Annotated in this window: 17 protein-coding genes and 1 riboswitch; of the genes, 11 read left to right on the top strand and 6 right to left on the bottom strand. The window is 67.6% G+C overall.

All coding sequences use genetic code 11. The features are described from left to right. Nucleotides 1–85 precede the first annotated feature (85 nt). Complete coding sequence (locus tag PA6_RS02750) at nucleotides 86–1,147, bottom strand: putative urea ABC transporter substrate-binding protein (protein ID WP_021699346.1); 1,062 nt, start codon at nucleotides 1,145–1,147, stop codon at nucleotides 86–88. A 53-nt stretch (nucleotides 1,148–1,200) separates the two neighbouring features. Continuing rightward, nucleotides 1,201–1,304: riboswitch (guanidine-I (ykkC/yxkD leader) on the bottom strand. 390 nt (nucleotides 1,305–1,694) lie between these two features. Between PA6_RS02750 and bcsQ the strand changes: the two genes are divergently transcribed. From bcsQ to PA6_RS02695, 11 genes are all read left to right on the top strand, one after another. Then, nucleotides 1,695–2,846, top strand: coding sequence for a cellulose biosynthesis protein BcsQ (bcsQ, locus tag PA6_RS02745; RefSeq protein ID WP_021699345.1), 1,152 nt, complete (start codon nucleotides 1,695–1,697; stop codon nucleotides 2,844–2,846). Further along, nucleotides 2,843–5,026: a UDP-forming cellulose synthase catalytic subunit gene (bcsA, locus tag PA6_RS02740; protein ID WP_021699344.1), complete on the top strand. Its 2,184-nt coding sequence runs from the start codon at nucleotides 2,843–2,845 to the stop codon at nucleotides 5,024–5,026. Before bcsQ ends, bcsA begins: the two co-directional genes overlap by 4 nt. Beyond that, on the top strand, nucleotides 5,023–7,311 hold the full coding sequence (bcsB, locus tag PA6_RS02735; protein ID WP_021699343.1) for a cellulose biosynthesis cyclic di-GMP-binding regulatory protein BcsB: 2,289 nt from the start codon (nucleotides 5,023–5,025) through the stop codon (nucleotides 7,309–7,311). Before bcsA ends, bcsB begins: the two co-directional genes overlap by 4 nt. A gap of 8 nt (nucleotides 7,312–7,319) precedes the next feature. Then, the gene (gene bcsZ, locus PA6_RS02730; RefSeq protein ID WP_021699342.1) at nucleotides 7,320–8,492 is read left to right on the top strand and encodes a cellulose synthase complex periplasmic endoglucanase BcsZ; all 1,173 of its coding nucleotides are present in this window, start codon (nucleotides 7,320–7,322) and stop codon (nucleotides 8,490–8,492) included. Next, nucleotides 8,471–12,469, top strand: coding sequence for a cellulose biosynthesis protein BcsC (locus PA6_RS02725; protein WP_021699341.1), 3,999 nt, complete (start codon nucleotides 8,471–8,473; stop codon nucleotides 12,467–12,469). Before bcsZ ends, PA6_RS02725 begins: the two co-directional genes overlap by 22 nt. Before the next feature lie 15 nt (nucleotides 12,470–12,484). After that, nucleotides 12,485–13,141 (top strand): SGNH/GDSL hydrolase family protein, encoded by a 657-nt coding sequence (locus PA6_RS02720; protein WP_021699340.1) that lies wholly within the window; start codon nucleotides 12,485–12,487, stop codon nucleotides 13,139–13,141. Between the two features lie 45 nt (nucleotides 13,142–13,186). Beyond that, nucleotides 13,187–13,846: an SGNH/GDSL hydrolase family protein gene (locus PA6_RS02715; protein WP_021699339.1), complete on the top strand. Its 660-nt coding sequence runs from the start codon at nucleotides 13,187–13,189 to the stop codon at nucleotides 13,844–13,846. Continuing rightward, nucleotides 13,846–14,505: an alginate O-acetyltransferase AlgF gene (locus PA6_RS02710; protein WP_021699338.1), complete on the top strand. Its 660-nt coding sequence runs from the start codon at nucleotides 13,846–13,848 to the stop codon at nucleotides 14,503–14,505. The genes PA6_RS02715 and PA6_RS02710 overlap by 1 nt, the downstream gene beginning before the upstream one ends. 9 nt (nucleotides 14,506–14,514) lie before the next feature. Continuing rightward, nucleotides 14,515–15,930, top strand: a complete 1,416-nt coding sequence (locus PA6_RS02705) for an MBOAT family O-acyltransferase (RefSeq protein WP_021699337.1) — start codon at nucleotides 14,515–14,517, stop codon at nucleotides 15,928–15,930. A 12-nt stretch (nucleotides 15,931–15,942) separates the two neighbouring features. Then, entirely contained in the window at nucleotides 15,943–17,088 is a 1,146-nt protein-coding gene (locus tag PA6_RS02700; RefSeq protein WP_021699336.1) for an alginate O-acetyltransferase AlgX-related protein, read from the top strand. A gap of 126 nt (nucleotides 17,089–17,214) precedes the next feature. Next, nucleotides 17,215–17,688 carry a hypothetical protein gene (locus PA6_RS02695; RefSeq protein WP_021699335.1) on the top strand — a complete coding sequence of 158 codons (474 nt, stop codon included), beginning with the start codon at nucleotides 17,215–17,217 and terminating at the stop codon, nucleotides 17,686–17,688. 51 nt (nucleotides 17,689–17,739) lie between these two features. On the opposite strand, the gene mmsB is transcribed toward PA6_RS02695, so the two are convergent. The 5 genes from mmsB to PA6_RS02670 all read right to left on the bottom strand — a co-directional run bounded on the left by mmsB (nucleotide 17,740) and on the right by PA6_RS02670 (nucleotide 23,426). Continuing rightward, nucleotides 17,740–18,624 carry a 3-hydroxyisobutyrate dehydrogenase gene (mmsB, locus tag PA6_RS02690; protein WP_021699334.1) on the bottom strand — a complete coding sequence of 295 codons (885 nt, stop codon included), beginning with the start codon at nucleotides 18,622–18,624 and terminating at the stop codon, nucleotides 17,740–17,742. Between the two features lie 245 nt (nucleotides 18,625–18,869). Next, a complete protein-coding gene (locus tag PA6_RS02685; protein WP_043216203.1) occupies nucleotides 18,870–19,973 on the bottom strand; it encodes an enoyl-CoA hydratase/isomerase family protein in 1,104 nt (367 codons plus the stop codon). A gap of 94 nt (nucleotides 19,974–20,067) precedes the next feature. After that, nucleotides 20,068–20,886 (bottom strand): enoyl-CoA hydratase, encoded by an 819-nt coding sequence (locus PA6_RS02680; protein ID WP_021699332.1) that lies wholly within the window; start codon nucleotides 20,884–20,886, stop codon nucleotides 20,068–20,070. Nucleotides 20,887–21,008: 122 nt separating this feature from the next. After that, entirely contained in the window at nucleotides 21,009–22,172 is a 1,164-nt protein-coding gene (locus tag PA6_RS02675) for an isobutyryl-CoA dehydrogenase (RefSeq protein ID WP_021699331.1), read from the bottom strand. Nucleotides 22,173–22,178: 6 nt separating this feature from the next. After that, entirely contained in the window at nucleotides 22,179–23,426 is a 1,248-nt protein-coding gene (locus tag PA6_RS02670; RefSeq protein WP_021699330.1) for an ABC transporter substrate-binding protein, read from the bottom strand. Nucleotides 23,427–23,508 lie beyond the last annotated feature (82 nt).

Here is a 23,508-nt window from a genome sequence, read left to right as displayed (position 1 = left end):
CAGGCTGCGGGCCTCGCGCTGCAGCGTGCGCCTTGCACTGGCAACGCCCTGCGCGATGCTGGTGCAGGGTGTTCGCTATTGGTGCTTACAGCTGATTGTCGGCAGCCAGCTGCATATAGGCCGGGTTGAAGCGCAGCATGATCTGCGCGGGGTTGCCCAGCACGCGGTTGTCGCTGAAGGAAATGCCCAGGCGCTGCAGACCCGGTCCATCACCGAGCAGTTGCTGCGCATCGGCGAAGTTGGCGACGCGCTGCATCAGGTCCGGCATTTTCTCGCCACTGGCAAAGGCGGCCGCCGAGCGCGGTGCATAGAAGGAGCGGATGGTGCGCAGCTGTTCGTCGAAGTCTTCCGGGGTGGTGTCCGCCGCTCTGGCCATGCTAGCGCGGGCGGCCGCGCCCGCGGCGTTGGGCAGGCCCATCAGGCGCATGCCTTCGAACCAGGCGCCGGTGAGGGCGCGGCCGAGCTCCGGGTGCTGGGTCAGGGTCTGGCTGTTGATCACCAGCAGGTCGAGGATTTCCCCGGGCACATGGTGCGAGCTGAACACCTGCACGCTGTCGCCGTCCTGGCGCAGGTCGGCGAGGATCGGATTCCAGGTCACCACCGCGTCGCCCTTGCCGCTGCGCCAGACCTGGGCCAGGTCCTTGTCCGAGACGTTCTCGATGGTGACGTCGGAAGGCTGCAGGTGAGCCCATTCCAGGGCGCGGCTGAGCAGGTAATGGGATACCGAGTTCTCCACCAGCAGGATGGTCTTGCCCTTGAGGTCCTTCAGGTCTTTGCTGCCGCCACGCACCAGGATGCCGTCGGCGCCTGCAGAGAAATCGCCGACGATCAGCGCGGTGGAGTCCACGCCGGCGGCGGCCGGAATGGTCAGGGCGTCCATGTTGGTCATGGCGCAGGCATCGTATTGGCCGGCGGTGTATTGCTCGATCGAGGCCACGTAGTCCGGTACCTGCTGGACCTGAATCTCGATGCCGTACTTCTTTGCCCACTTGTCGATGATGCCTTCCTCGGCCATGTAGCCCCACAGCATCCAGCCTGCGTAGATCGACCAGCAGACCTTGAACGGGCGTATTTCTTGCGGTGTGGCGTGAGCGGGCTGCAGGAGCAGCAGGGCGAGCAGTGAGCAGGACAGCAGGCGAGTCAGCATGACAACCTCGGAACAGTGGACGGGAGGCAGGATGGCGGTCGCCGTGCCGCGTGTTCTCCCGGGCTTTTGTCCCTCCGTGTGACCTCTGTCGAGGTTGCCCACTCTCGGACCAGTCGCTCGCCCTGGTGGGCGAGCCGGAACCCTAGTCGGCCATTGCGATGAATGTGTCGGCGACCGACCCGTAGGGGTGGTCATCCTGCGCGGAAGTTGCTAGCGAATGCCGTGCCAGAGCGGCCGGTTGGCGATTGCGCGGATGTTGCGGGGGTGTGGGGCGCGGTCTTGTGCGTCAAATCGGTGCGGTGCGCATCGCTGCGGTGCGCTCGCCGGGCTGGCGATTTTTTGCGCAGGCGCATGGATGCTCTAGGTCGAGGCTCTGCCCGGGATCGGCCTGCGCTTACTGCAATATCATCTTGACATCAATCATTTATTACGCTGTAGAATTGACGCAATTCAAAAAAATCATAAAAACAAGATGTTTTTTTGACGTTGTTTTTCTGTCACGCCCGCTTGGGTTGCTGCCGAAAACCGGAACTCTCAGTGTGAAGTTATGAGTGCCTCGAGCGATATCTCCAGTCTTTTCAAGCTGTTCGGCGGTCGTGCAGACCAGTACCAGGAAATCTCCCAGGAGGGCAGCGAGACCGCTTCCCAGCGCCGCTGGCCGGTGCTGTCTGGTGGTGAGCCCGCGCCTGCGCCCATGACGCAGCCGGCTGCGGCACCCGTCGAGCCGGTGGCTGAGTCCGTGCAGGCCCCTGTCCAGGCCAGTGCGCCCGTCGCCGCGCCTGCCGAGCCGGAGGCCGTGTCCGCCTGGTCTGCTGCCGGGCTGCGCAGCCTGCTGGCCAAGCTGGGACAGGAGGCTCGCACGCCGGTCGAGGAGCCGGTGGTACCCGTTGCTGCGGCGCCCAAGCTCGATCACATCCGCATTCTGGCCGTGGTCTCCGCCAAGGGCGGGGTCGGCAAGAGTACCCTGGCGGCCAACCTGGCCGCGGCGCTGCAGCGGGCCGGCCGGCCGGTGCTGGCGCTCGATATGGACCCGCAGAACGCCCTGCATCATCACTTCCTCTCGGTTGACGAGCAGCAGGCGCTCGGTCAGCGCGGTATCGCCCATTTCGATCAGGACTGGCGCGAGCAGGGCATGTCCAGCGCCGAAGGCGTGTTCGTGCTGCCGCATGGCCTGGTCGAGGAAGCGCAGCGTCGCGACTTCGAAACGCAGCTGCACGACGATCCGCAATGGCTGGCGCGCCACCTCAGCGACCTGCAGCTGGCCGAGGGCGCGCTGGTGATCATCGATACGCCGCCCGGCCCGTCCGTCTATCTGCAGCAGGCCCTGAGCGTGGCCAATCTGGCCCTGGTGGTGAGCCTGGCCGACGCCGCGTCCTACACCGCGCTGCCGATGATCGACAGCCTGATCAAGACCCACACGGTCGGGCGCAAGAGCTTCGTCGGCACCAGCTACCTGATCAACCAGGTCGACAACTCGCGCCAGCTGAGTCGCGACATCACCCAGATCATGCAGGGCCTGCTGGGCCAGCAGGTGATCGGTACCGTCCATCGTGATCAGTCGATCACCGAAGCCCTGGCCTACAACCGCAACGTGCTGGATTACGATCCGCAGGGTCGCGGCTGCCACGACATTCTCGACTGTGCCCAGGCCCTGGTGGAACGCCTGGCGAGCGCTGCGCAGGTCGAGCAGCCGGCATGACCTGGCGCAATGCGCTGGCCGGTGCGCTGGCACCGGCCGGAGGGCTCACGCGGCTGTTATCCAGGCCCCTGGGACAGAACCTGCTGACGCTGGTGGCCCTGGGGCTGATGATCATCGTCATCGCCGCGCCGCTCGACCTGGAGCAGCAGATGCTGTTTACCGCCGCCTGTATGGCGGCGGCGTTGTTATTGCGCCGGCGTGCCAATCGCCTGGCGATGCTGGCGATGATCACGCTGTCGGTGATCGCCTCGCTGCGCTACATGTACTGGCGTCTGACCAGCTCCCTAGGTTTCGAAAAGCCGTTGGACATGCTGTTCGGCTACGGCCTGGTGCTGGCCGAGCTGTATGCCCTGCTGGTGCTGCTGCTGGGTTACCTGCAAACGGCCTGGCCGCTGCAGCGCAAGCCCTACCCGCTGCCGCGCGACACCGCCCTGTGGCCCACGGTGGATGTGTACATCCCCACCTACAACGAGCCGCTGGAGATCATCAAGCTCACCGCCTTCGCCGCCCAGGCCATCGACTGGCCGAAGGACAAGCTCAACGTCTACGTGCTCGATGACGGCCGCCGCGAGGAGTTTCGTGCTTTCTGCGCCGAGGCTGGGATCGGCTACATCATTCGCCCGGACAACTTCCACGCCAAGGCTGGCAACCTCAACCACGCGCTGAAGCTGACCCACGGCGACTACATCGCCATCTTCGACGCCGACCACGTGCCGACCCGCTCCTTCCTCCAGGTCGGCATGGGCTGGTTCCTGCGCGACCCCAAGCTGGCGATGCTGCAGACGCCGCACTTCTTCTTCTCGCCGGACCCCTTCGAGAAGAACCTCGACACCTTCCGTTCGGTGCCCAACGAGGGCGAGCTGTTCTATGGTCTGGTGCAGGACGGCAACGACCTGTGGAACGCCACCTTCTTCTGCGGCTCCTGCGCCATCATCAAGCGCGGCCCGCTGGAGGAAGTCGGCGGCATCGCCGTGGAGACCGTCACCGAGGACGCCCACACCGCCCTCAAGCTCAACCGTCTGGGCTACAACACCGCCTACCTGGCGCTGCCGCAGGCCGCCGGCCTGGCCACCGAGAGCCTGTCCGGGCATATCGGCCAGCGCATCCGCTGGGCGCGCGGCATGGCGCAGATCTTCCGCACCGACAACCCCTTGCTGGGCAAGGGGCTCAAGCTCGGCCAGCGGCTGTGCTACCTCAACGCCATGCTGCACTTTTTCTACGGCCTGCCGCGCCTGGTGTTCCTCACCGCGCCGCTGGCCTACCTGTTCTTCGGTGCGCAGATCTTCCAGGCCGAGGCCCTGCTGATCATGGCCTATGCGCTGCCGCACATCCTCATCGCCAGCGTCACCAACTCGACCATCCAGGGGCGCTTCCGCCATTCCTTCTGGAACGAGGTCTACGAGTCGGTGTTGGCCTGGTACATCATGCGTCCGGTGCTGCTGGCGATGGTCAACCCCAAGCTCGGCAAGTTCAACGTGACGGCCAAGGGCGGGGTGATCGACCAGAGCTACTTCGACTGGAAGATGGCGCGCCCCTACATCGTGGTGCTGGCGCTGAACGTGCTGGGCGTGCTGGCCGGCCTGTGGAAGCTGGGCTTCGATCCCGAGGTCAGCGTGGCCACCGTGCTGATCAACCTGACCTGGACCTTCTACAACATCGTCATCAGCGCCGCGTCGGTCGCGGTGGCCGCCGAAGCCCGGCAGATTCGTGCCGAGCCGCGGGTGTACGCCGAGCTGCCGGCCACCCTGAGCCTGGCCAACGGCAAGACCATCGTCTGCCGGACCAACGACTTCTCCCAGCGCGGCATCGGCATCGCCCTGCCGGAAGGGGCACATGTCGAGCGTGGTGAGCAGCTGCTGGTATCGCTGTTCCGCGACAACGAGGAGTGCGTGTTCCCCGCCGTGGTGATGTTCTCCCGCGACGGCGTGCTGGGCCTGAACTTCCTCGAATTGAACCTTGAGCAGCAGCGCGAACTGACTCGCATGACCTTCTCGCGTGCCGACACCTGGGCCGCCACCTGGGGCCAGGGTGCTGTCGATACACCGCTGGGCGCCCTGGCTGAAGTCTCCAGCATTGGCTGGCGCGGCATTCGTCTGCTGTCACGCGCCACCTTCGCCGAATTGCGTGTGCGCTTGCGCATCCCGTCTTTCCACCTTCGCTCCACCCCGAGGAACCCATGAGCCAGAAACGCAATGGACTGTCGTCCCTGTGTCTCGCATTGACCCTGCCGCTGCTGGCGGCATCCACCTGGGCCGAGGAGCCGGTCGAGGAGAGCGCCGTCGCCGTCGAGGGCGCTGCCGTCGAAGGTGGTGAGGTACCGGCGGAGGCCGTGCCGGTCGAGTTCGTGCCGACCTACAGCGCCACGCTCAAGCAGCTGGGCGCCAACTACACCATGCACCTGCGCGGCATCGAGGGCAGTGACAGCGTCAGCTTCGACGTGCGTGCCGACCAGGTGGTGAGCAAGGCGCGGGTCAAACTGGAGTACAGCTACTCGCCGGCGCTGCTGCCCGACCTGTCGCAGATCAACCTGATGGTCAACGACCAGGTGGCGGCCAGCCTGCCGGTGCCCAAGGAAACCGCCGGGACTCTGCAGCAGCAGGTACTGGATATCCCGCCGCACCTGATCACCGAATTCAACCGCCTGACCCTGCAGCTGATCGGCCACTACACCATGATGTGCGAGGACCCACTGCATTCCAGCCTGTGGGCCAAGGTCAGCAACACCAGCGAACTGCAGCTGGAGACCACCCAGATCGCCCTGCCGGACGACCTGGCCAAGCTGCCGCTGCCGTTCTTCGACAGCCGCGATTCGCGTTTGCTGGAGCTGCCCTTCGTGTTTGCCGGTGCGCCGGACAACCGCAGCCTGGAGGCCGCCGGCATGGTGTCCTCGTGGTTCGGCGCGCTGGCCAGCTATCGCGGTGCGCGTTTCCCGGTGAGCCTCGGCCAGCTGCCGGAGAAGGGCAACGCCATTGTCCTGCTCAGCGGTGCGGCCAGTGTCGACGGTGTGCCCGAGGCAACCGACAAGGGCCCCAGTCTGACCCTGATGGCGCATCCCGCCGATCCCTTTGGCAAGCTGCTGATCCTGCGTGGTGACGACAGCGAACAACTCAAGCAGGCCGCCCTGGCGCTGGTCACCGGCAGCCAGGTACTGTCCGGCGCCCACGCCCGCATCGAGCGCATCGACAGCCTGGCGCCGCGCGAACCCTATGACGCGCCGAACTGGCTGCCCAGCGATCGCCCGGTGCGCCTCGGCGAGCTGGCCGATGCCAAGCGCCTGAGCGTTTCCGGCTATGATCCGGGCACCATCAACCTGCCCATGCGCCTGCCGCCGGACCTGTTCAACTGGCGCCAGCCGGGCGTACCGCTGCACCTCAAGTACCGCTATACGCCACAGCCGGTGTCGACCAACTCGTCGCTGCTGATCAGTGTCGGCGGCAAGTTCATCAAGTCGCTGCCGCTGCCGTCGCAGGAGAACCTCGACAAGTCCCTGCTGGCCAAGCTGCAGGATGACAGCCTGTTGCGTGAGGCCAAGCTGATGTTGCCGCTGGACAGCCTGCCGCTGCAGTCGGCCCTGCAGCTGCGCTTCATGTACGACTACATCAAGCAGGGTGATTGTCGCGACATCATCATCGACAACATGCGCGGCACCATCGAGCCGGATTCGACCCTGGACCTGAGCGGCTACGAGCATTTCATCGCCATGCCCAACCTGGGCGTGTTCCAGAGCAGCGGCTTCCCGTTCACCCGCATGGCCGACCTGGCCGAGACCGCCGTGGTGATCCCGGCCGGCGCCAGTGCCGAAGAAATCTCCCTGCTGCTCGATCTGCTCGGTCGCTTCGGTGAATCCACCGGCCTGCCGGCCAGCGGCGTCAGCGTGACCCAGGGCGACAACGATGCCGAGCTGGAGGACAAGGACCTGCTGGTGCTGGCCACCGGCAGCAACCAGCCGCTGCTGGAGCGCTGGGCCGACTGGCTGCCGGCGCAGATCAACGGTCGCGCCCGCTTCGAGCTGTCCGACCTGGTCCATCGCGTGCGCCACTGGGTGGACAGCGACAGCCGCGCCAACCTGCGCCCGGCGCGCAGCAACCTGATCCTCGACGGTGGTGCGGCCGGCGCCTACGTGACCGGCTTCGAGTCGCCGCTGACCAGCGAGCGCAGCGTGGTGGTGATCGCCGCCAGCGCTGCGGAGCGGCTGGGCGAAGTCAGCGCGGCCCTGCGTGGCGGCGAGGACTACGAGCAGTCCCTGCAGGGCAGCCTGGCGGTGGTCAACGGCACGCGCATCAACTCGCTGGTGGCCGACGAGCAATACCATGTCGGCGACCTGGGCTGGTTCCGCTACCTGCAGTGGCTGCTGGCGCACAACCTGGGCTGGATGCTGCTGCTCACCGCGCTGGGCGTCGGCCTGATCAGCCTGCTGCTGTTCGTCAGCCTGCGTGCGCGGGCCCGTGCCCGCCTGAACGGCTGAGGTCGGCCATGCGGCGTCTGTATCCGACTCTCTGCGCCGGCCTGCTGAGCCTCATGCTCGGCAGCGCCGCGCAGGCTGCCTGCCCGGTCCAGTGGCCGCACTGGCAGCGCTTCGCCGAGCACTGGATCCAGCCGGACGGCCGCGTCCTGGAGTCCAGTCTGGAGAAGAACCACAGCACCTCGGAAGGGCAGTCCTACGCGCTGTTCTTCGCCCTGGTGGCCAATGACCAGGCGCGTTTCGAGCGCATCTGGCGCTGGAGCCGCGAGAACCTCGCCGGCAACGATCCGCAGAACATCCTGCCGGCCTGGCTGTGGGGGCAGGGCAAGGACGGCCAGTGGCAGGTGCAGGACCCCAACTCCGCCTCCGACGCCGACCTGTGGTTCGTCTACGCCCTGCTGGAAGCCGACCGCCTGTGGCGCAAGCCCGAATACCGCGCCGATGCGCTGGCCCTGCTGGCGCAGATCAAGGCCCGTGAAACCACCGAGCTGCCAGGCCTGGGCCCCGTGTTGCTGCCGGGTCCGATCGGCTTCTCTCATATCGGCCATCTGTGGCGCATCAACCCCAGCTACCAGCCGTTGCCGCTGCTGCGCCGCCTCGCCGCCGTCGACCCCAAGGGGCCGTGGAACGCCATCGCCCGGCACAGCGCGGTGTTGCAGGAACAGGCCGGGCCGCATGGCTTCGCCGCCGACTGGATCGGCTACCGCGCCGTTTCCGAGCGCGCCGGGCTGTTCGCCAGCGACCCGATGAAGGGCGACAGCGGCAGCTACGACGCCATTCGCGTCTACCTCTGGGCCGGCATGACCGACCCCGCCGACCCGCTGGCCAAGCCGCTGCTCGACAGCCTGTTCGGCATGGCCCGCGCCACCGCCTCCAGCGGCCTGCCGCCGGAAAAGGTCGACGTGCGCACGGGCACCACCTCGGGGCAGAGCCCGAGCGGCTTCTCCGGCGCGCTGGTGCCGTACTTCCGCGCCAAGGGCCAGCCCTGGCTGGAAGAGCTGCAGGATCAGCGCGCGCGCGGCGCCATCGACCAGTGGATCGCCGGCACGGGTCCTGCGCCGTTCTATTACGACTACATGCTCAGCCTGTTCGGTCTCGGCTGGGCGGACAAGTACTACCGCTTCGCGGCCGATGGCCGTTTGCTACCGCTTTGGGAGTCTCCATGTTCCGCTACCGCCCGCTGACTCTGGCGCTGCTCGCCGCCCTGGCCCATGGCGGCGCCCAGGCCGAGGGCAGCGATGCCCAGCGCCTGCTGATCGAGCAGGGACATTTCTGGCAGGCGCAGGACAAGCCCAAGCGTGCCGGTGAGGTCTGGCAGAAGCTGCTGCTGATCGATGCGGCGCAGCCGGATGCGCTCTATGGCCTGGGCTTCATCGCGGTCAAGGACGGCGACCTGGCCAGCGCTGGCGGCTATCTGCAGCGCCTGCAGGCCATCCAGCCGCTGCCGCGTCAGGCATTGCTGCTGGAGCAGGACATCCGCCTGGCCGATCCGGCCAACCAGAAGCTGCTCGACGAGGCTCGCCTGCTGGTCGAGAGTGACCAGCGCGCGAAGGCCGCCGAGATCTATCGCCGTGCGCTGGGTGGCAAGCCTGCGCAGGGGCAGATCGGCCTGGAGTTCTACAACAACCTGGGCTACGTCGACGCGCACTGGGCCGAGGCCCGCAGCGGCATGGAGCGTATCCGCCGCGAGTACCCGGACGACCCCTACGCCGCGCTGTTCCTGGCCAAGCACCTGGCGCGCAACCAGGGCGCGCGCGAGGAGGGCATCCGTGCCCTGGCCAAGCTGGCCGAGCGCGAGGATATCGGTGGCGACGCCGACGAGAGCTGGCGCCTGGCGCTGACCTGGATCGGCCCGCCCAACAAGGCGCAGCAGCCGCTGTTCGAACAGTTCCTCAAGACCCATCCGGACGACGAGGAAATCCGCGCGCTGCTGGTCAAGGGCCGCACTCAGCCCGCCAGCGCAGCGGCGGCCTGGCGCCGTGACCCGCAGCTCGACCGTGGCCTCAAGGCCTTGGAGAAAGGCGAACTGCAGGTGGCCGAGCGCGAGCTGAGCGCCTACCTGGAGAAGCACCCCAAGGACCCCGATGCCCTCGGCGGGCTGGGCATCCTGCGCCAGCGCCAGGAGCGTTTCGAGGATGCCGAGCTGCTGCTCACCCGTGCCGTGAAGGGCGGTGGTGGCCGTGCCTGGCAGAGCGCGCTGGACGATGTGCGCTACTGGTCGCTGTTGCAGCGTGCGCGCGACAACATCGCCAACGCGCGCAATGCCGATGCCCGCCAGCAACTGGAACAGGCGCGCCGGCTCAAGCCCAAGGATGCCGAGGCGGTACTGAGCCTGGCCGAGCTGCAGGCCCAGCAGGGCGAACTCGCGGCCGCCGAAGCCGGCTATCGCCAGGCATTGCAGCTGGGGCAGCAGCAGGCACGCGCCCTGCGCGGCCTGGTGCAGGTGCTGGGTGGCCAGGGCAAGGCCGACGAGGCCCTGCGCGAGCTGGACAAGTTGCCCAAGGCCGAGCGCGAGAAGATCGGCAGCCTCAGCCAGCTGCGTGCCGAGCAGGCGCTGCAGCGCGCCCGCGCCGCCGAACAGCGTGGCGACAGCGCCGGCATGCGCCGCGAGCTGGAAAACGCCCTGCGCGACGATCCGAACAATGCCTGGGCACGTTTTGCCCTGGCCCGCCTGTACGTCGATCTGGGCGCCGTGGACGAGGCGCGCAGCCTGGTCGATGGCCTGTTGCAGACCCAGCCGAACGACCGCGACGCGCTGTACACCAGCGCCCTGTTGTCCATGCAGCTGGGCGACTGGCGCAAGGCCCAGGCGACCCTCGCGCGCATCCCGCGCGACGCGCGCAATTCGGACGTCAGCCGGCTGGTGGCGGAAGTGGATTTCAACCTGCAGATGCAGGAAATCGAGCGCCTCAACCGCAGCGGTCGGCGCGCCGAGGCGCGCGCCTTCCTTGGTCGCATCGAACCGCTGGCCCAGGGCAAGCCGGCGCGCCTGGCCAGCATGGCTTCGGCCTATGCCGATGCCGACGACCCGCAGCGTGCCATGGTCATCATGCGCGACCTGCTGGCGCGCAGCCCGCGCAACGATCTGTCGCTGACCCTGAGCTACGCCGGCGTGCTGTTGCGCGCCGAGCAGGACACCGAGGTGGCCGCCATTCTGCGCGACCTGCAGGGCCGCAGCATGACGGTGGAGCAGCGCAAGCAGTACGACGATCTGCTGTTCCACTACCGCGTGCGCCAGGCCGAGCAGCTGCGCCTGCGCGGTGAGCTGGCCGCCGCCTACGACACCCTGGCGCCGGCGTTGGCGCAGCGTCCGCAGGACCCGCTGGCGGTTTCGGCGCTGGCGCGCATGTACGGCGCCAACGGCAACACCGCCAAGGCCCTGGAGCTGTTCAAGCCGCTGGTGCAGCGTCACCCACAGGACGCCAACCTGCAGGTCGGTGCCGCCGACATGGCCGCCCAGCAGGCCGAAAACGGCTACGCCGAGGAACGTCTGGAGCAGGCGCTGAAGCTGGCGCCCAACGATGTCGATATCCTTACCACCGCCGCCCGCGTCTACCGCTACCTCGGTCGCACCGGTACCGCCGCCGAGCTGCTGGGCAAGGTGGTGGCCCAGGAGAAACGCGAACAGACCCCGAGCTACGCCGCCAGCACCCGTCCGGCCAGTGCGCCGGCCAACCCCTTCGCCGGTGTTGGCAGCCTGGCCGCAGCACCCGCCGCGATTCCCGACCCGGTATCGACCCTGCCGGCGCCGGTCGAGCGTCCGACTCTCGCGCTGGACGATATTCCAGCTCCGGCGAGCAGCCAGCCGCGTGCCTCGGCCCGCACCGAGCTGCCGGTGAGCACCACGCGCGACAGCCTGCTGGCCCTGGAACCCGCGCCGGCACCGACGACCACCTTGGCCGCCGCCGAGCCGGTCTCGACCAATCCCTTCCTGCCGGGTGCCGAGGAAGAGCCGGACCCGCGTGCCGGCATGAGCGAGGCGGCCCGCGCCCTGGACGATATCCTGCAGCAGCGCAGCGCTTATGTGGTGCAGGGCGTGACGGTGCGGCGCAACGACAGCGAGGACGGTCTGAGCAAGATGACCGACATCCAGACGCCGATCGAGGCCAGCATGCCGGTGGGCGACCAGCGCCTGGCCCTGCGCGTCACCCCGGTGCACCTGGACGCCGGCAAGCTGGATACCGAGGCCAGCAAGCGTTACGGCACCGGCCTTGCCGACGGCGCGTCCGCCGTCGATATGGGTCGGCAGAAGGACAGCGGGGTGGGCCTGGCGGTGGCCTGGGAGAGCGAGCCGCACGGCCTCAAGGCCGATCTCGGCGTCAGCCCGCTGGGCTTCCTCTACAGCACCGCGGTGGGCGGCATCAGCCTGGAGCGCTCGTTCGCCGGTCATCCGAACCTGCACTACGGCCTGAGCCTGTCGCGCCGCGCGGTGACCGATAGCCTGACTTCCTTCGCCGGCTCGCGCGACGAGCGTTCGGGCGAGGAGTGGGGGGGCGTCACGGCCAACGGCTTGCGCGCTCAGCTGTCCTACGACGACGGCGAGATCGGCGCCTATGGCTACGGTTCGGCCCATGCGCTGCTGGGCAACAATGTCAAATCCAACACTCGTGCTGAGCTGGGCAGTGGCGTCTACTGGTACCTGCTCAATGACGAGCGCAGCATGCTGACCGTCGGGCTTGGCGCCACCGGCATCGGCTACGAGAACAACCAGGGCAACTTCACCTACGGCAGTGGTGGCTACTTCAGCCCGCAGCAGTTCTATTCACTTGCAGTTCCGGTCAACTGGGCCCATCGCGGTGAGCGCTGGACATACAGGGTTCGCAGCTCCGTGGGTATCCAGCACTTCAAACAGGACGATGTGCCGTTCTTCGTCGACGATGGCGGCATGCAGCGCCAGCTCGAGGCTGATGCCGCCGTCAGCACCCTCTACATCCCCACCGGATTCGAAGGGTCGAGCGAAACCGGCATCGGCTACAACCTGAGCGCCGCTGCTGAGTTCCGACTTGGCGATCATTTCTTCCTTGGTGGCCAGCTTGGCGTGGACAACGCCCAAGACTACGAGCAGGTAAATGGCAGCCTGTACCTGCGCTACATGCTTGAAGAAATGACTGGCCCGATGAGCTTGCCCGTTTCTCCCTATCAATCTCCCTACGCGAACTAGAAAGGCATTTATCCGATGGCTTCCTCCCTGCTTGCCGGCCTGTCGATCCTGATCATTGGCGACAGCCATATGGCCACTCCCAACTACCTGATCGGCGGCCTGCACGACGACCTCATCCGCAAGGGTGCCAACGTCCATTCCATCGGTATCTGCGGGGCCAACGCCGGCGACTGGCTGAAAGTCTCCCCGGGCGGCGGCTGCGGTGCGGCCGAGCGCCGTGGCAAGGAGCCGGCCCAGGTGCTGCGCGGCAAGGCCAGCACCACGCCGATCAAGGAGCTGATCGCCAAGGACAAGCCAGACCTGGTGCTGATCGTGATCGGCGACACCATGGCCGGCTACGACAAGCCGTCCTTCCCCAAGGCCTGGATCTGGCAGCAGACCACCAGCCTGACCAAGGCCATCGGCGCCACCGGCACCCAGTGCACCTGGGTCGGGCCGAACTGGGGCACCGAGGGCGGCAAATACGGCAAGACCTACGCCAAGGTGAAGCAGATGTCGGCCTTCCTCGCCGCCAACGTGGCGCCGTGCAGCTACGTCGACTCGCTGAAATTCTCCAAGCCGGGCGAGTGGGCCACCACCGACGGTCAGCACCTCAACGTGCAGGGCTACCAGAAGTGGGGCGCGGCCATCAGCGCCGAGCTGGAGAAAGTGCGCAAGGGCGCCGCCCAGTAAGCCCGGTATTCCTCTTTACGCAGTGAACGATTCAAGGAGTTTCAGATGTCTTCTTCCGTACTGGCCGGCCTGACCCTTCTGGTGCTCGGCGAAAGCCACATGAGCCTGCAGAACCACCTGACCGAGCCGCTCAATGCGGCGCTGGTGGCCAAAGGCGCCAACGTGCACTCCATCGGCGCCTGCGGTGCCAGCGCGGCCGACTGGCTGGTGACCAAGAAGGTCGACTGCGGTGCCGTGCAGGACAACAACGGCAAGCTGGTGCTCAAGGGCAGTGGCGCCACCACCACGCCGATCAAGGAGCTGATCGCGCAGCAGAAGCCGGATGTGGTGGTGCTGGTCATCGGCGACACCATGGCCTCCTACGACAAGCCGGCCTTTCCCAAGGCCTGGGCCTGGCAGAGCGTGACCAACCTGACCAAGGCCATCGCCGCCACTGGCACCAAGTGCGTGTGGGTCGGCCCGGCCTGGGGCAAGGTCGGTGGCAAGTACAAGAAGAACGACCCGCGCACCCAGTTCATGTCGCAGTTCCTCGCCGCCAACGTGGCGCCCTGCACCTATGTCGACTCGCTGAAGATGTCCAAGCCGGGGCAGTGGGTGACCACCGATGGCCAGCACTTCACCGTGGCCGGCTACAAGGCCTGGGGCAATGCCATTGCCGAAGCGATGAGCAAGCTGCCGGCCGCCAGCCTGAAAGGAGGCAAGTGATGAAGCGCGCACTGCTCGGTCTGTTCGCTTTGCTGCCGCTGGGCCAGGCCCTGGCGGCGGAGATTCCGCTGTACCCCACCGGCCCCAGCGAAGATTCGGCCTTCCTGCGCTTCTTCAACGCCGGCGAGGCGCCCCTGGAGCTGAACGCCGCCAACGGCGCCAGCCTGCGCCTGGAAGGCGAGCAGCGTGCCTCCGATTTCCTCACCGTGCCGGCCGGCAAGCCGATCCAGGGCAGCCTGAAGCAGGGCGACGCGCAGCAGGCGCTGGATGTCAGTGTCGAGCCGGGTGAGTTCGCCACCGTGGTCGGCCTTGGTAACGGCAAGGAACTGCGCCTGGTGACCCTGCGCGAGCAGCCGGACGACTTCAACGCCCTGAAAGCTTCGCTGGCCTTCTACAGCCTCGATGGCAGCTGCGCCAACGCCGGCCTGCAGGCCGCCGGGCGCAATGTCGACATTTTCAAGGATGTCGCCGAAGGCAGCCTGCAGCGGCGTTCGATCAACCCGCTGAAGCTGTCCGTGCAGCTGCGTTGCGGCGGTGCCGCCGTCGGCCAGCCGCTGGACCTCGGCCAGCTGGCCGCCGGTCAGCGCTACACCCTGTTCCTGGTGCCCTCGGCCCAGGGTCCGCGCCTGTTCCAGGCCGTCGACAACCTGGCCAATTAAGATCCCGACATGGTTTTCGCCTCCCTCGAGTTTCTCCTGCTGTTCCTGCCCACCTTCATGCTGGTGTATGCCCTGGTCCGGCCGGGGGGGCGCAACCATGTGCTGCTGATCGGCAGCTGGATCTTCTACGGCTGGCTGAGCCCGGCCTTCCTCCTGCTGCACGTGGTGCTGACGGTGGTGGGCTGGGTCGGCGGCCTGCTGGTGGAGCTGACCGATCCGCAGTCGCGGCGGCGCTACCGACTGCTGACGCTGCTGATCGTGGCCAACGTGCTGGTGCTGTGCTGGTACAAGTACGCCAACATCCTTGCCGCGACCTTCAACGAGTTGCTCACCGCGCACGGCTCCATGCCGTTCGAGTGGCAGAAAGTGGCGCTGCCGGCGGGCCTGTCGTTCATCGTGCTGCAGGTGATTTCCTACCTGGTCGACGTGCATCGCAAGGTGGTGCCGGTGGAGCGCAGCTTCGCCAACTTCGCCACCTACCTGGCGATGTTCGGCCACTCCATCGCCGGCCCGATCATCCGTTACGACTGGGTGCGTCGCGAGCTGGTGCAGCGCTACTTCAACCCGCTGAACTTCGCCCTCGGCGCGCGCCGCTTCATGATCGGCATGAGCATGAAGGTGCTGGTCGCCGACAGCCTGTCGCCGCTGGTAGATGTGGCGTTCCATCAGACCAACCCGTCCTTCGTCGATGCCTGGATCGGCTGCCTGGCCTACTCGCTGCAGCTGTTCTTCGACTTCGCCGGCTACAGCGCCATGGCCATCGGCCTGGGCCTGATGCTCGGCTTCCACTTCCCGGAGAACTTCAACCGGCCGTACTGGGCGCGCAATATCCAGGACTTCTGGCGGCGCTGGCACATCTCGCTGTCCAGCTGGCTGCGCGACTACCTGTACATCGGCCTGGGCGGCAACCGCTTCGGCACCTGGAAGACCTACCGCAACCTGTTCCTGATCATGGCCATCGGCGGTCTATGGCATGGCGGCGACAGCTGGAACTACGTGCTCTGGGGCGCCGCCCACGGTATCGCCCTGTGCATCGACCGTGCCTGGAGCCGCGCCGGCCTGCCGGACCTGCCGGCGCCGCTGGCGCACACGGTGACGCTGCTGTTCGTCTGCCTGGCCTGGACCCTGTTCCGCTCGCCGGACTTCGCCACGGCGCTGGGCATGTATGCCGGCCAGTTCGGCTTCAACGGCTTCGCCCTCGGCGATGCCCTGGCGGCGACCCTGCGCCCGGCTCACGGCATCGCCGCCGCCCTCGGCGTGGTGTGCCTGCTGCTGCCGTTGCTGCAGGCCCGTGCCGAGGCGCGCTTCGGTCACAGCCTGAGCTTCCGTGCGGTTGGCGCCCTGTGGCCGGTCGCCGGTTTCCTGCTGTCGTTCGCCCTGATCGCCAGCCGTGAAACCGTACCTTTCCTGTACTTCCAGTTCTAAGGGGACGTCCTCATGTCGAAAAAAGACGCTTCCCTCGCTCCGGTGCCGCCGAGTGCGATGACCATTCTGCTCAGCCCGGTGGCCGGAGTGGTGATGTTCGTATTCCTGCTGGCCGGCCTGCTCAGCTGCCTGTGGGCCATGTTCGTCAGCGGCAAGGTAGACCTGCTGCCCAAGGAGCACGGCTGGGCCGCCATCAGCGAAGGCGAGATCACCCACCATATCGCCAAGGAACTGTCCCATGTGACGCTGGCCAGGAAGGCGGCCGACCTGGAGCGCGCCGCCAGCTGGCTGCTGATCGGCGACACCGGCGCGCGCGTGCGCCAGGGCTGTCCGGGCTGGCTGTTCCTGGCCGACGAGAACCGCATCCACCCGCGTGCCGAGGCCAATGCCCAGGCGCGTGCGCAGAAGGTGCTCGCCGTGCGCGACTGGCTGGCGACGCGCAATATCCGTCTGCTGGTGGCGCTGGTGCCGGACAAGAGCCGGATCGCCGCTGACCAGCTGTGCGGCATCAGCCGTTCCGCCCAGCTGGCCGATCGCGCGCAGCGCTGGCAGGCGCAGCTGCAGCAGGCCGGCGTGGCCGTGCTGGACCTGGCGCCGACCCTGCAGGCGCTGGGCAGCTCGGCCTACCTGCGCAGCGACACCCACTGGAGCGAAGCAGGGGCGCAGGCCGCCGCACTGGCGTTGGCGCCGCAGGTCGGCGTGCTCGGTGTGACCCCGACGCCGGCTCAGCAGCTCAAGCGCGAGCTGCAGGCGGAGGCGCCGCGTCCCGGTGATCTGGTGCGTCTGGCCGGCCTCGACTGGCTGCCGGAAGGCCTGCAGCCGGCCGGCGAGCGGGTGGCCGAGTCGCGCTTCAGCAAGGTCGAGCAGGCCGAGGCGACCAGCGAGGACGACCTGTTCGGTGACAGTCAGCTGCCCAACGTCGCGCTGATCGGTACCTCCTTCTCGCGCAACTCCAACTTCGTGGCCTTCCTCGAGCAGGCCCTGGGGGCCAGCCTGGGCAACTTCGCCAAGGACGGCGGCGAGTTCTCCGGCGCCGCCAGGGACTATTTCGCCAGCCCGGCTTTCCGCGAAACGCCACCGCAGCTGCTGATCTGGGAGATTCCCGAGCGCGACCTGCAGTCGCCCTACAAGGACGACATCGAGCTGTCGGCGCTGTAACAACTTGTAATGAAAGTTCGCCCGGGGCCCGGTATGCGCTTGCCCCGGTGACGCGGTCAGATGCAGTGGGAGCAGTCCCGGAGCCGGCACTCGCCGGCGCCTTCCCCGCGGTCGAAGGAGGCCGCCATGTCCCGTCTAGCCCTTGTCCTTGCAGTTCTGGCCCTGAGCCTCAGCGGTTGCGCCGTGTACGGTGGTGACTACGGTTATCCCGGCCCCAGCGTGCGCTACTACGAGAGTTATCCCTCCACCCGCATCTATTACTACGACGACGATCGCAGCTATCACCGCTGGCACCGCGACCGTTATCAGGAGCGTCGCCACTCCTACTACGCGCCGGGTTATGACGGTCGTTACCAATGGCAGGATGGCAGGCGCCACGAGCGCTACCGCGAGCATGACCGCGGCTACCAGCCACCGCGCCATGGCTGGGACCAGCGCTATCGCGGCCATGACCGCCGCGACCGGTCGTCCTGGCAGCAGCAACATGGCGGACAGCGCTATGACGGCTACCCACGCCGGCACGACGGCAGTCGCGAGCATGATGGCAGGCGCCACTCGCAACATCGCGAGGGCGTTGGCGGTATGCGCCGCGCCTACTGACTAGGGCACGGCGAAGGATGCAGGTCCTTCGCCGTTTGCCTGCTCAGCCGTTCATTCGACGAACAGTTTCTGTACCGCCGAGAAGTCCAGCTTGCCGTTGCCCTGCTTGAGCAGCAGGCGATACAGCTGCAGTGCCAGCGCGCCCATCGGTGTGCTGCTGCCGGTAGCCTGTGCGGCTTCCTGGGCGAGGCCGAGGTCCTTGGCCATCAGCTCGGCCATGAAGCCACCGCTGTAGCCTTTCGACGCCGGCACGTTGTCCATCAGTCCCGGCCAGGGGTTGTACTTCTCCAGGCTCCAGTTGCCGCCCGAACTCTGGCGCATGATCTCGGCCAGCACGGCCGGGTCCAGGCCGCTGGCCACGCCCAGGGCCATGGCCTCGGCGGTGCCGATCATGTGCACGGCGAGCAGCTGGTTGTTGCACACCTTGGCCACCTGGCCGGCACCGTCGGGGCCGGCGTGGAAGATGTTCTTGCCCATCGCGGCGAGCACGGTGCGCGCGCATTCCAGCGCCTCGGCCTTGCCGCCGACCATGAAGGTCAGGGTGCCGGCGGCGGCGCCGGCGGTACCGCCGGACACGGGCGCATCGAGCAGGGCGATGCCACGCGCGGCGGCGGCCGCATGCACCTTGCGCGCGGAGTCCGGGGCGATGGTCGAGCATTCCAGCACCAGGCTGCCGGGGGTGATCTTCTGCAGCAGGCCGTCATCGCCCAGGTACAGACCCTCCACATGGCGGCTGGCGGGCAGCATGCTGACCACCACCTGGGCGTCGCGCACGGCCTCGGCAGCATTGGCAGCGCGCTTGCCACCGTCCCGCGCGAAGGCGTCCAGCGCCTCCTGCGCCAGGTCGAAGGCGGTGACGGCAAAGCCGGCCTTGAGCAGGTTGCGGGCCATCGGCAGGCCCATGTGGCCGAGGCCGATAAAGGCGATCTGGGTCATTGTTGTTCTCCTTTTACAGTCCCGGTGATGGTGTGGCCGTGCAGGGCCTTGTTCTTCCCTCTCCCCTGGGGGAGAGGGTTAGAGAGAGGGGGGCGACTCGGCGTCGCCTGCATGACCCTCTCCCTACGCGGGTTGCCCCGCACCCTCTGCCGCGAACGGAGAGGGGAGTGTCGGCACGTAGCCCGGATGCAATCCGGGTCGCGGTTTCGCAGCCCTCCCTGATTTCATCCGGGCACGGCTCGTTCCTACAAATCCGCCAGCGGATGCGCCCCGTCCCAGACCGGCGCGAAGTGCGCCGCGATCACCGCCGTCGGAATGGTCGCCGGGTCGGGCCAGTGCCACTTCGGCGCCTGGTCCTTGTCGATCAGGCGGGCGCGCACACCCTCGGGGAATTCCGGGTGGCGGCAGCAGTTAAGGCTCATGGCGTACTCCATGCGGAACACCTCGGCCAGCGACAGATGGCGGGCGCGGCGGATCTGCTGCCAGACCAGGTGTGCGGTCAGCGGGCAGCCGGCGGCCAGGGTCTTGGCGGCGCGCGCCAGCAGCAGGTCGTCGTCGCCCTGCAGGGCGGCGAGGGCGCGCCAGGCGGCGGGCAGGTCGGCCACGTCGAGCAGTGCGTCGATGCGCTCGCGGCGTGGCAGCCACTGGGCCTGCGGCAGCTCGGAACGGGCCTCGTGCTCCAGGGCGCGCAGCAGGCTGTTGAGCTGCTCGGGCGCCTGCTGCTGCCAGTTGAGCTGCGCCAGGCCGTCGAGCAGCGCGTCCTGCTGCTCGTCGCGCAGGAAGCGGTCGGCCAGGTTCAGGTCCAGCGCGTCGCGGGCATTGATGCCGGCGGCGGTGAGGCCGAGGAACAGGCCGAGCCTGCCCGGCAGGCGAGCGAGGAACCAGCTGCCGCCCACATCCGGGTACAGGCCGATGTTGATCTCCGGCATGCCCAGGCGGCTGCTCGGGGTGACGATGCGGATCGTCGCACCCTGCATCAGGCCCATGCCGCCGCCCAGCACGTGGCCATGGGCCCAGCAGATCAGCGGTTTCGGGTAGGTGTGGATGCGGTGATCGAGGCGGTATTCGTCGGCGAAGAAGCGTCGCGCCAGCGGCGGCACTTCACCCGGATGCTCGCGGCACTGCTGCACCAGCTGCACCACGTCGCCGCCGGCGCAGAAGGCCTTGGGCCCGTTACCGCGCAGCAGCACGCAGGCGATACGCTCGTCCTCGGCCCACTGGCGCAGCTTGGCGTCCAGCGCCTCGATCATCGGCAGGGTCAGGGCGTTGAGGCTCTTCTCGGCGTCCAGGCTGGCGATGCCGATGCGGTAGCCATGCTGGGCGGCGCGTTCTTCGAAATGCATGTTCATCAGGCGGGCCATCGTAGGGTGGATAAGCGCGTAGCGTTATCCACCGAAGGGAAGGTTGGTGGAAAAGACCTGCGGTCGTTTTCCACCCTACGGATCACTTGTTGCGCCACTGGGCGTCGCGCTTCTCGAGGAAGGCGTTGACGCCCTCGCGGGTATCGTCGGCGTCGAACAGGTCGACGAAGCGCTCGCGCTCCTCGGACAGCCAGGTGTTCGGCCCACGTTCGCGGGCGCCCTGGATCAGCGGCTTGATGGTGCGCACCGCCACCGGGCTCTGCCGCGCCACCTTGGCTGCCAGCAGCAGGGCGGTGCCGCGCGCTTCGCCGCTGTCCACCACCTGCTCGACCAGACCGATGCGCAGGGCGGTTTCGGCGTCGATGCGCTCGCCGCAGAGGATCATGCGCTTGGCCCAGCCTTCGCCGACCAGCCAGGGCAGGGCCTGGGTGCCGCCGGCGCAGGGCAGCAGGCCGACCGTCGCTTCCGGCAGGGCCATCTGCGCCTGGCGCTCGGCGATGCGGATATCGCAGGCCAGGGCGCACTCCAGGCCCCCGCCCATGGCGTAGCCGTTGATCGCAGCGATGGACACGCCGCGGAAGTCGCGCAGGGTCTCGAAGGCCTCGCCGAAGCGCCGCGCCATCTCGCGGGCGCGGGCCTTGTCGCCGTCGGCGAACAGGTTGAGGTCGGCGCCGGCGCTGAAGAACTTGCTGCCCTGGCCGGTCACCACCAGAGCGTAGACATCGTCGTCGCGGTTGAGGTGCTCGACCACCTGCTTGAGGCCGATCAGCGAGTCGCGGTCCCAGGTGTTGGCCGGCGGGTGGTTAATGGTGATCAGCGCGGTATGGCCGTGCTTCTCCACGGTCAGCTTGTGGGTCAGGTCGAACATGCCGGGGTTGTAGGGTTCGATGGCGGTGCTCATAACGGTCCTCGTCGGATTACTCCCCTCTCCCATTCATGGGAGAGGGGCAGGGGGAGAGGGAGGTTGATCGGCCCCCTCTCCCTGACCCTCTCCCCGAGGGGAGAGGGGACTAAAAGCCAAAACTACAGCAGGCGATCGAGCATGCCGCCCTGGTCCAGCAGGCGGCGGGCGATGATCACCCGCATGATCTCGTTGGTGCCTTCCAGTATCTGGTGTACGCGACTGTCGCGCACCCAGCGCTCCAGCGGGTAGTCGTTCAGGTAACCGTAGCCGCCGTGCAGTTGCAGCGCTTCGTTGCACAGGGCGAAGCAGTGGTCGGTGGCGAAGCGCTTGGCCATGGCGCAGTACAGCGCGGCCTCGGCGTGGCGGTTGTCCAGCTTGTGCGCGGCCAGGCGCACCATCTGCCTACTCGCTGTTAAATCGGTGAGCATATCGGCCAGCTTGAACTGCAGGGCCTGGAACTCGGCCAGTGGCTTGCCGAACTGCTTGCGCTCCTCGACATAGCGCAGGCTCTGCTCCAGCGCTGCCTGGGCCGCGCCGAGCGAGCAGCTGGCGATGTTCAGGCGGCCGCCGTCCAGGCCCTTCATGGCGTAGACGAAGCCCTGGCCCTCGGGGCCGATGCGGTTGCCGGCGGGGATGCGCACGCCCTCGAAGCTGATGGTGCGGGTTGGTTGCGCCTTCCAGCCCATCTTGTCCTCGTTGCGTCCGTACTTCACGCCCTCGGCACCCGCCGGCACCAGGAAGCAGGAGATGCCCCTGGCGCCGTCCTCGCCGGTGCGGGCCATGACGATCAAGACATCCGTGCTGCCCGCACCGGAGATAAAGCACTTGCTGCCGTCCAGCAGGTACTCGTCGCCCTCGCGGCGGGCACGGGTACGCAGGTGGGCGGCGTCGGAGCCGGCGTCCGGCTCGGTCAGGCAGTAGGAAGCCAGCAGCTCGCCGCTGGTCAGCCCTGGCAGGTACTGCGCTTTCAGGGCTTCATCAGCGAAACTGGCCAGCATCCAGGTGGCCATATTGTGGATGGTCAGGTAGGCCGTGGTGGCCACGCAGCCGGCGGCGAGCTGTTCGAAGATCAGCGAACTGGTCAGGCGCGACAGGCCCAGGCCGCCGTCGTCCTCGCCGATGTACAGGGCCAGGTAGCCCTGCTCGGCGGCGCGGCGGATCACCTCCAGCGGGAAGTACTGCTCGCGGTCCCAGTCGGCGGCATGCGGCGCCAGCTCCCGCGTGGCGAAGGCGCGGGCGCTGTCGACCAGCAGGCGTTGTTCTTCGTTCAGCTCAAAGTCCATAGGCTCTCACTGCAATGTCGTGGGCTGGCCGGCGGCGCGCCGCTCGGCCTGCCATTCGGCCAGGCTGGGCGCGGCCTTGTCACCGTCCAGGCGGTGGACGATCTCGAAGTAATCCTGGTGCCGTGGCGAGGCCATCACCTCGGCGCGGCTCTTGACCCGTACCGCGTACACCGTCTGCACATTCTGGTGATCGAAGGCGCGCCACTCCTGCGGGCCCTTGAGCAGGCTGTAGCGGTGGCCTTCCAGGGCCTTGATCAGCGCCTCGCTGTCCAGGCTCTTGGCGCGGCCGGCGGCCTCCGCCCACTGGCGGACGATGCTGTAGGCCGAGGCGGCGGCGCTGGAGGGGTAGACCTCGTAGCGCTCGGTGAAGTGGCTGACGAAGGCCTGGCCGGCCTGGCTGCCTTCCAGCTCCGGCACGCGCCAGGTCCAGGGCTCGGTGCCCACCACGCCTTCCATCAGGCCGGGGCCGGCCTGCTCGACGATGCCCTGGGTCAGATTGGGCGCGACGATCTGCACCTTGCGGGTCAGGCCGAGTTTCTCGGCCACGCGCATGGCGCGCACCAGGTCCTCGCCGAACAGCACCAGTACCAGCACCTCGGCGTCGCTCTGCGCGGCCTGGGTCAGGGCGTTCTGGTAGTCGGCCATGCGCGCGCCAGGGAAGGGCACCTTGAGGCCGGGATTGCGCGCGCCATCCTGGGTGCCGGTGGTTTCGCGCAGCGAACTCTCGGTGGTGTTGCCCCAGGTGTAGTCGGCGGTGACGTAGAAGTAGCGCTTGTCCGGCAGCTGCTTGGCCAGGTACTGGCCGAGCACGCGGGCGCTCATCCAGGCGCTGTTGCACTCGCGGAACAGGTAGCGGTGGCCGTCCTTGCCGGTGGTGTCGTTGGAGTAGGTGAGGGTGCCGAAGTACAGCAGGCCGTGTTCCTTGGCGCGCTTGCCGGCGGCGATCGCGGCGGCGCTGGAGGCACCACCGAAGAGCATGGCGGCGCCTTCGCCGGCCAGCTTGTCGACGTTGCGCGCGGCCTTCTCGGGGCGCGAGGCGTCGTCCAGGCTGGACAGGCGCAGCGGGCGGCCGAGTACGCCGCCCTTGGCGTTCAGCTCATCGATGGCCAGCAGGGCTCCACGCATCTGTGCCAGTCCTTCTTCCTTGTAGCTGCCGGTGCGCGGGTAGCTGAGGCCGAGGGTGATCGGCTCGGCCGCCTGCGCGGCGGCGGTGAGTCCGGCCCAGAGGGCCAGACAGGCAGTCAGTCGTTTCATGCAATGCTCCCTGTTGTTGTTATGCCAGGGCCGACTGTGCAGCCCTGGCGAACGCGGAGGCATTGTCTTTTCGTCGTAGTCG

Source organism: Aquipseudomonas alcaligenes NBRC 14159, assembly GCF_000467105.1.
GTDB lineage: Bacteria > Pseudomonadota > Gammaproteobacteria > Pseudomonadales > Pseudomonadaceae > Aquipseudomonas > Aquipseudomonas alcaligenes.
This window is presented reverse-complemented; position numbering and strand designations above follow the sequence as displayed.

Excerpts from the sequence above, each read along its gene's own strand:
- PA6_RS02750 (WP_021699346.1), bottom strand. The coding sequence starts at position 1,147 with ATGCTGACTCGCCTGCTGTCCTGCTCACTGCTCGCCCTGCTGCTCCTG.
- bcsQ (WP_021699345.1), top strand. The coding sequence starts at position 1,695 with ATGAGTGCCTCGAGCGATATCTCCAGTCTTTTCAAGCTGTTCGGCGGT.
- bcsA (WP_021699344.1), top strand. The coding sequence starts at position 2,843 with ATGACCTGGCGCAATGCGCTGGCCGGTGCGCTGGCACCGGCCGGAGGG.
- bcsB (WP_021699343.1), top strand. The coding sequence starts at position 5,023 with ATGAGCCAGAAACGCAATGGACTGTCGTCCCTGTGTCTCGCATTGACC.
- bcsZ (WP_021699342.1), top strand. The coding sequence starts at position 7,320 with ATGCGGCGTCTGTATCCGACTCTCTGCGCCGGCCTGCTGAGCCTCATG.
- PA6_RS02725 (WP_021699341.1), top strand. The coding sequence starts at position 8,471 with ATGTTCCGCTACCGCCCGCTGACTCTGGCGCTGCTCGCCGCCCTGGCC.
- PA6_RS02720 (WP_021699340.1), top strand. The coding sequence starts at position 12,485 with ATGGCTTCCTCCCTGCTTGCCGGCCTGTCGATCCTGATCATTGGCGAC.
- PA6_RS02715 (WP_021699339.1), top strand. The coding sequence starts at position 13,187 with ATGTCTTCTTCCGTACTGGCCGGCCTGACCCTTCTGGTGCTCGGCGAA.
- PA6_RS02710 (WP_021699338.1), top strand. The coding sequence starts at position 13,846 with ATGAAGCGCGCACTGCTCGGTCTGTTCGCTTTGCTGCCGCTGGGCCAG.
- PA6_RS02705 (WP_021699337.1), top strand. The coding sequence starts at position 14,515 with ATGGTTTTCGCCTCCCTCGAGTTTCTCCTGCTGTTCCTGCCCACCTTC.
- PA6_RS02700 (WP_021699336.1), top strand. The coding sequence starts at position 15,943 with ATGTCGAAAAAAGACGCTTCCCTCGCTCCGGTGCCGCCGAGTGCGATG.
- PA6_RS02695 (WP_021699335.1), top strand. The coding sequence starts at position 17,215 with ATGTCCCGTCTAGCCCTTGTCCTTGCAGTTCTGGCCCTGAGCCTCAGC.
- mmsB (WP_021699334.1), bottom strand. The coding sequence starts at position 18,624 with ATGACCCAGATCGCCTTTATCGGCCTCGGCCACATGGGCCTGCCGATG.
- PA6_RS02685 (WP_043216203.1), bottom strand. The coding sequence starts at position 19,973 with ATGAACATGCATTTCGAAGAACGCGCCGCCCAGCATGGCTACCGCATC.
- PA6_RS02680 (WP_021699332.1), bottom strand. The coding sequence starts at position 20,886 with ATGAGCACCGCCATCGAACCCTACAACCCCGGCATGTTCGACCTGACC.
- PA6_RS02675 (WP_021699331.1), bottom strand. The coding sequence starts at position 22,172 with ATGGACTTTGAGCTGAACGAAGAACAACGCCTGCTGGTCGACAGCGCC.
- PA6_RS02670 (WP_021699330.1), bottom strand. The coding sequence starts at position 23,426 with ATGAAACGACTGACTGCCTGTCTGGCCCTCTGGGCCGGACTCACCGCC.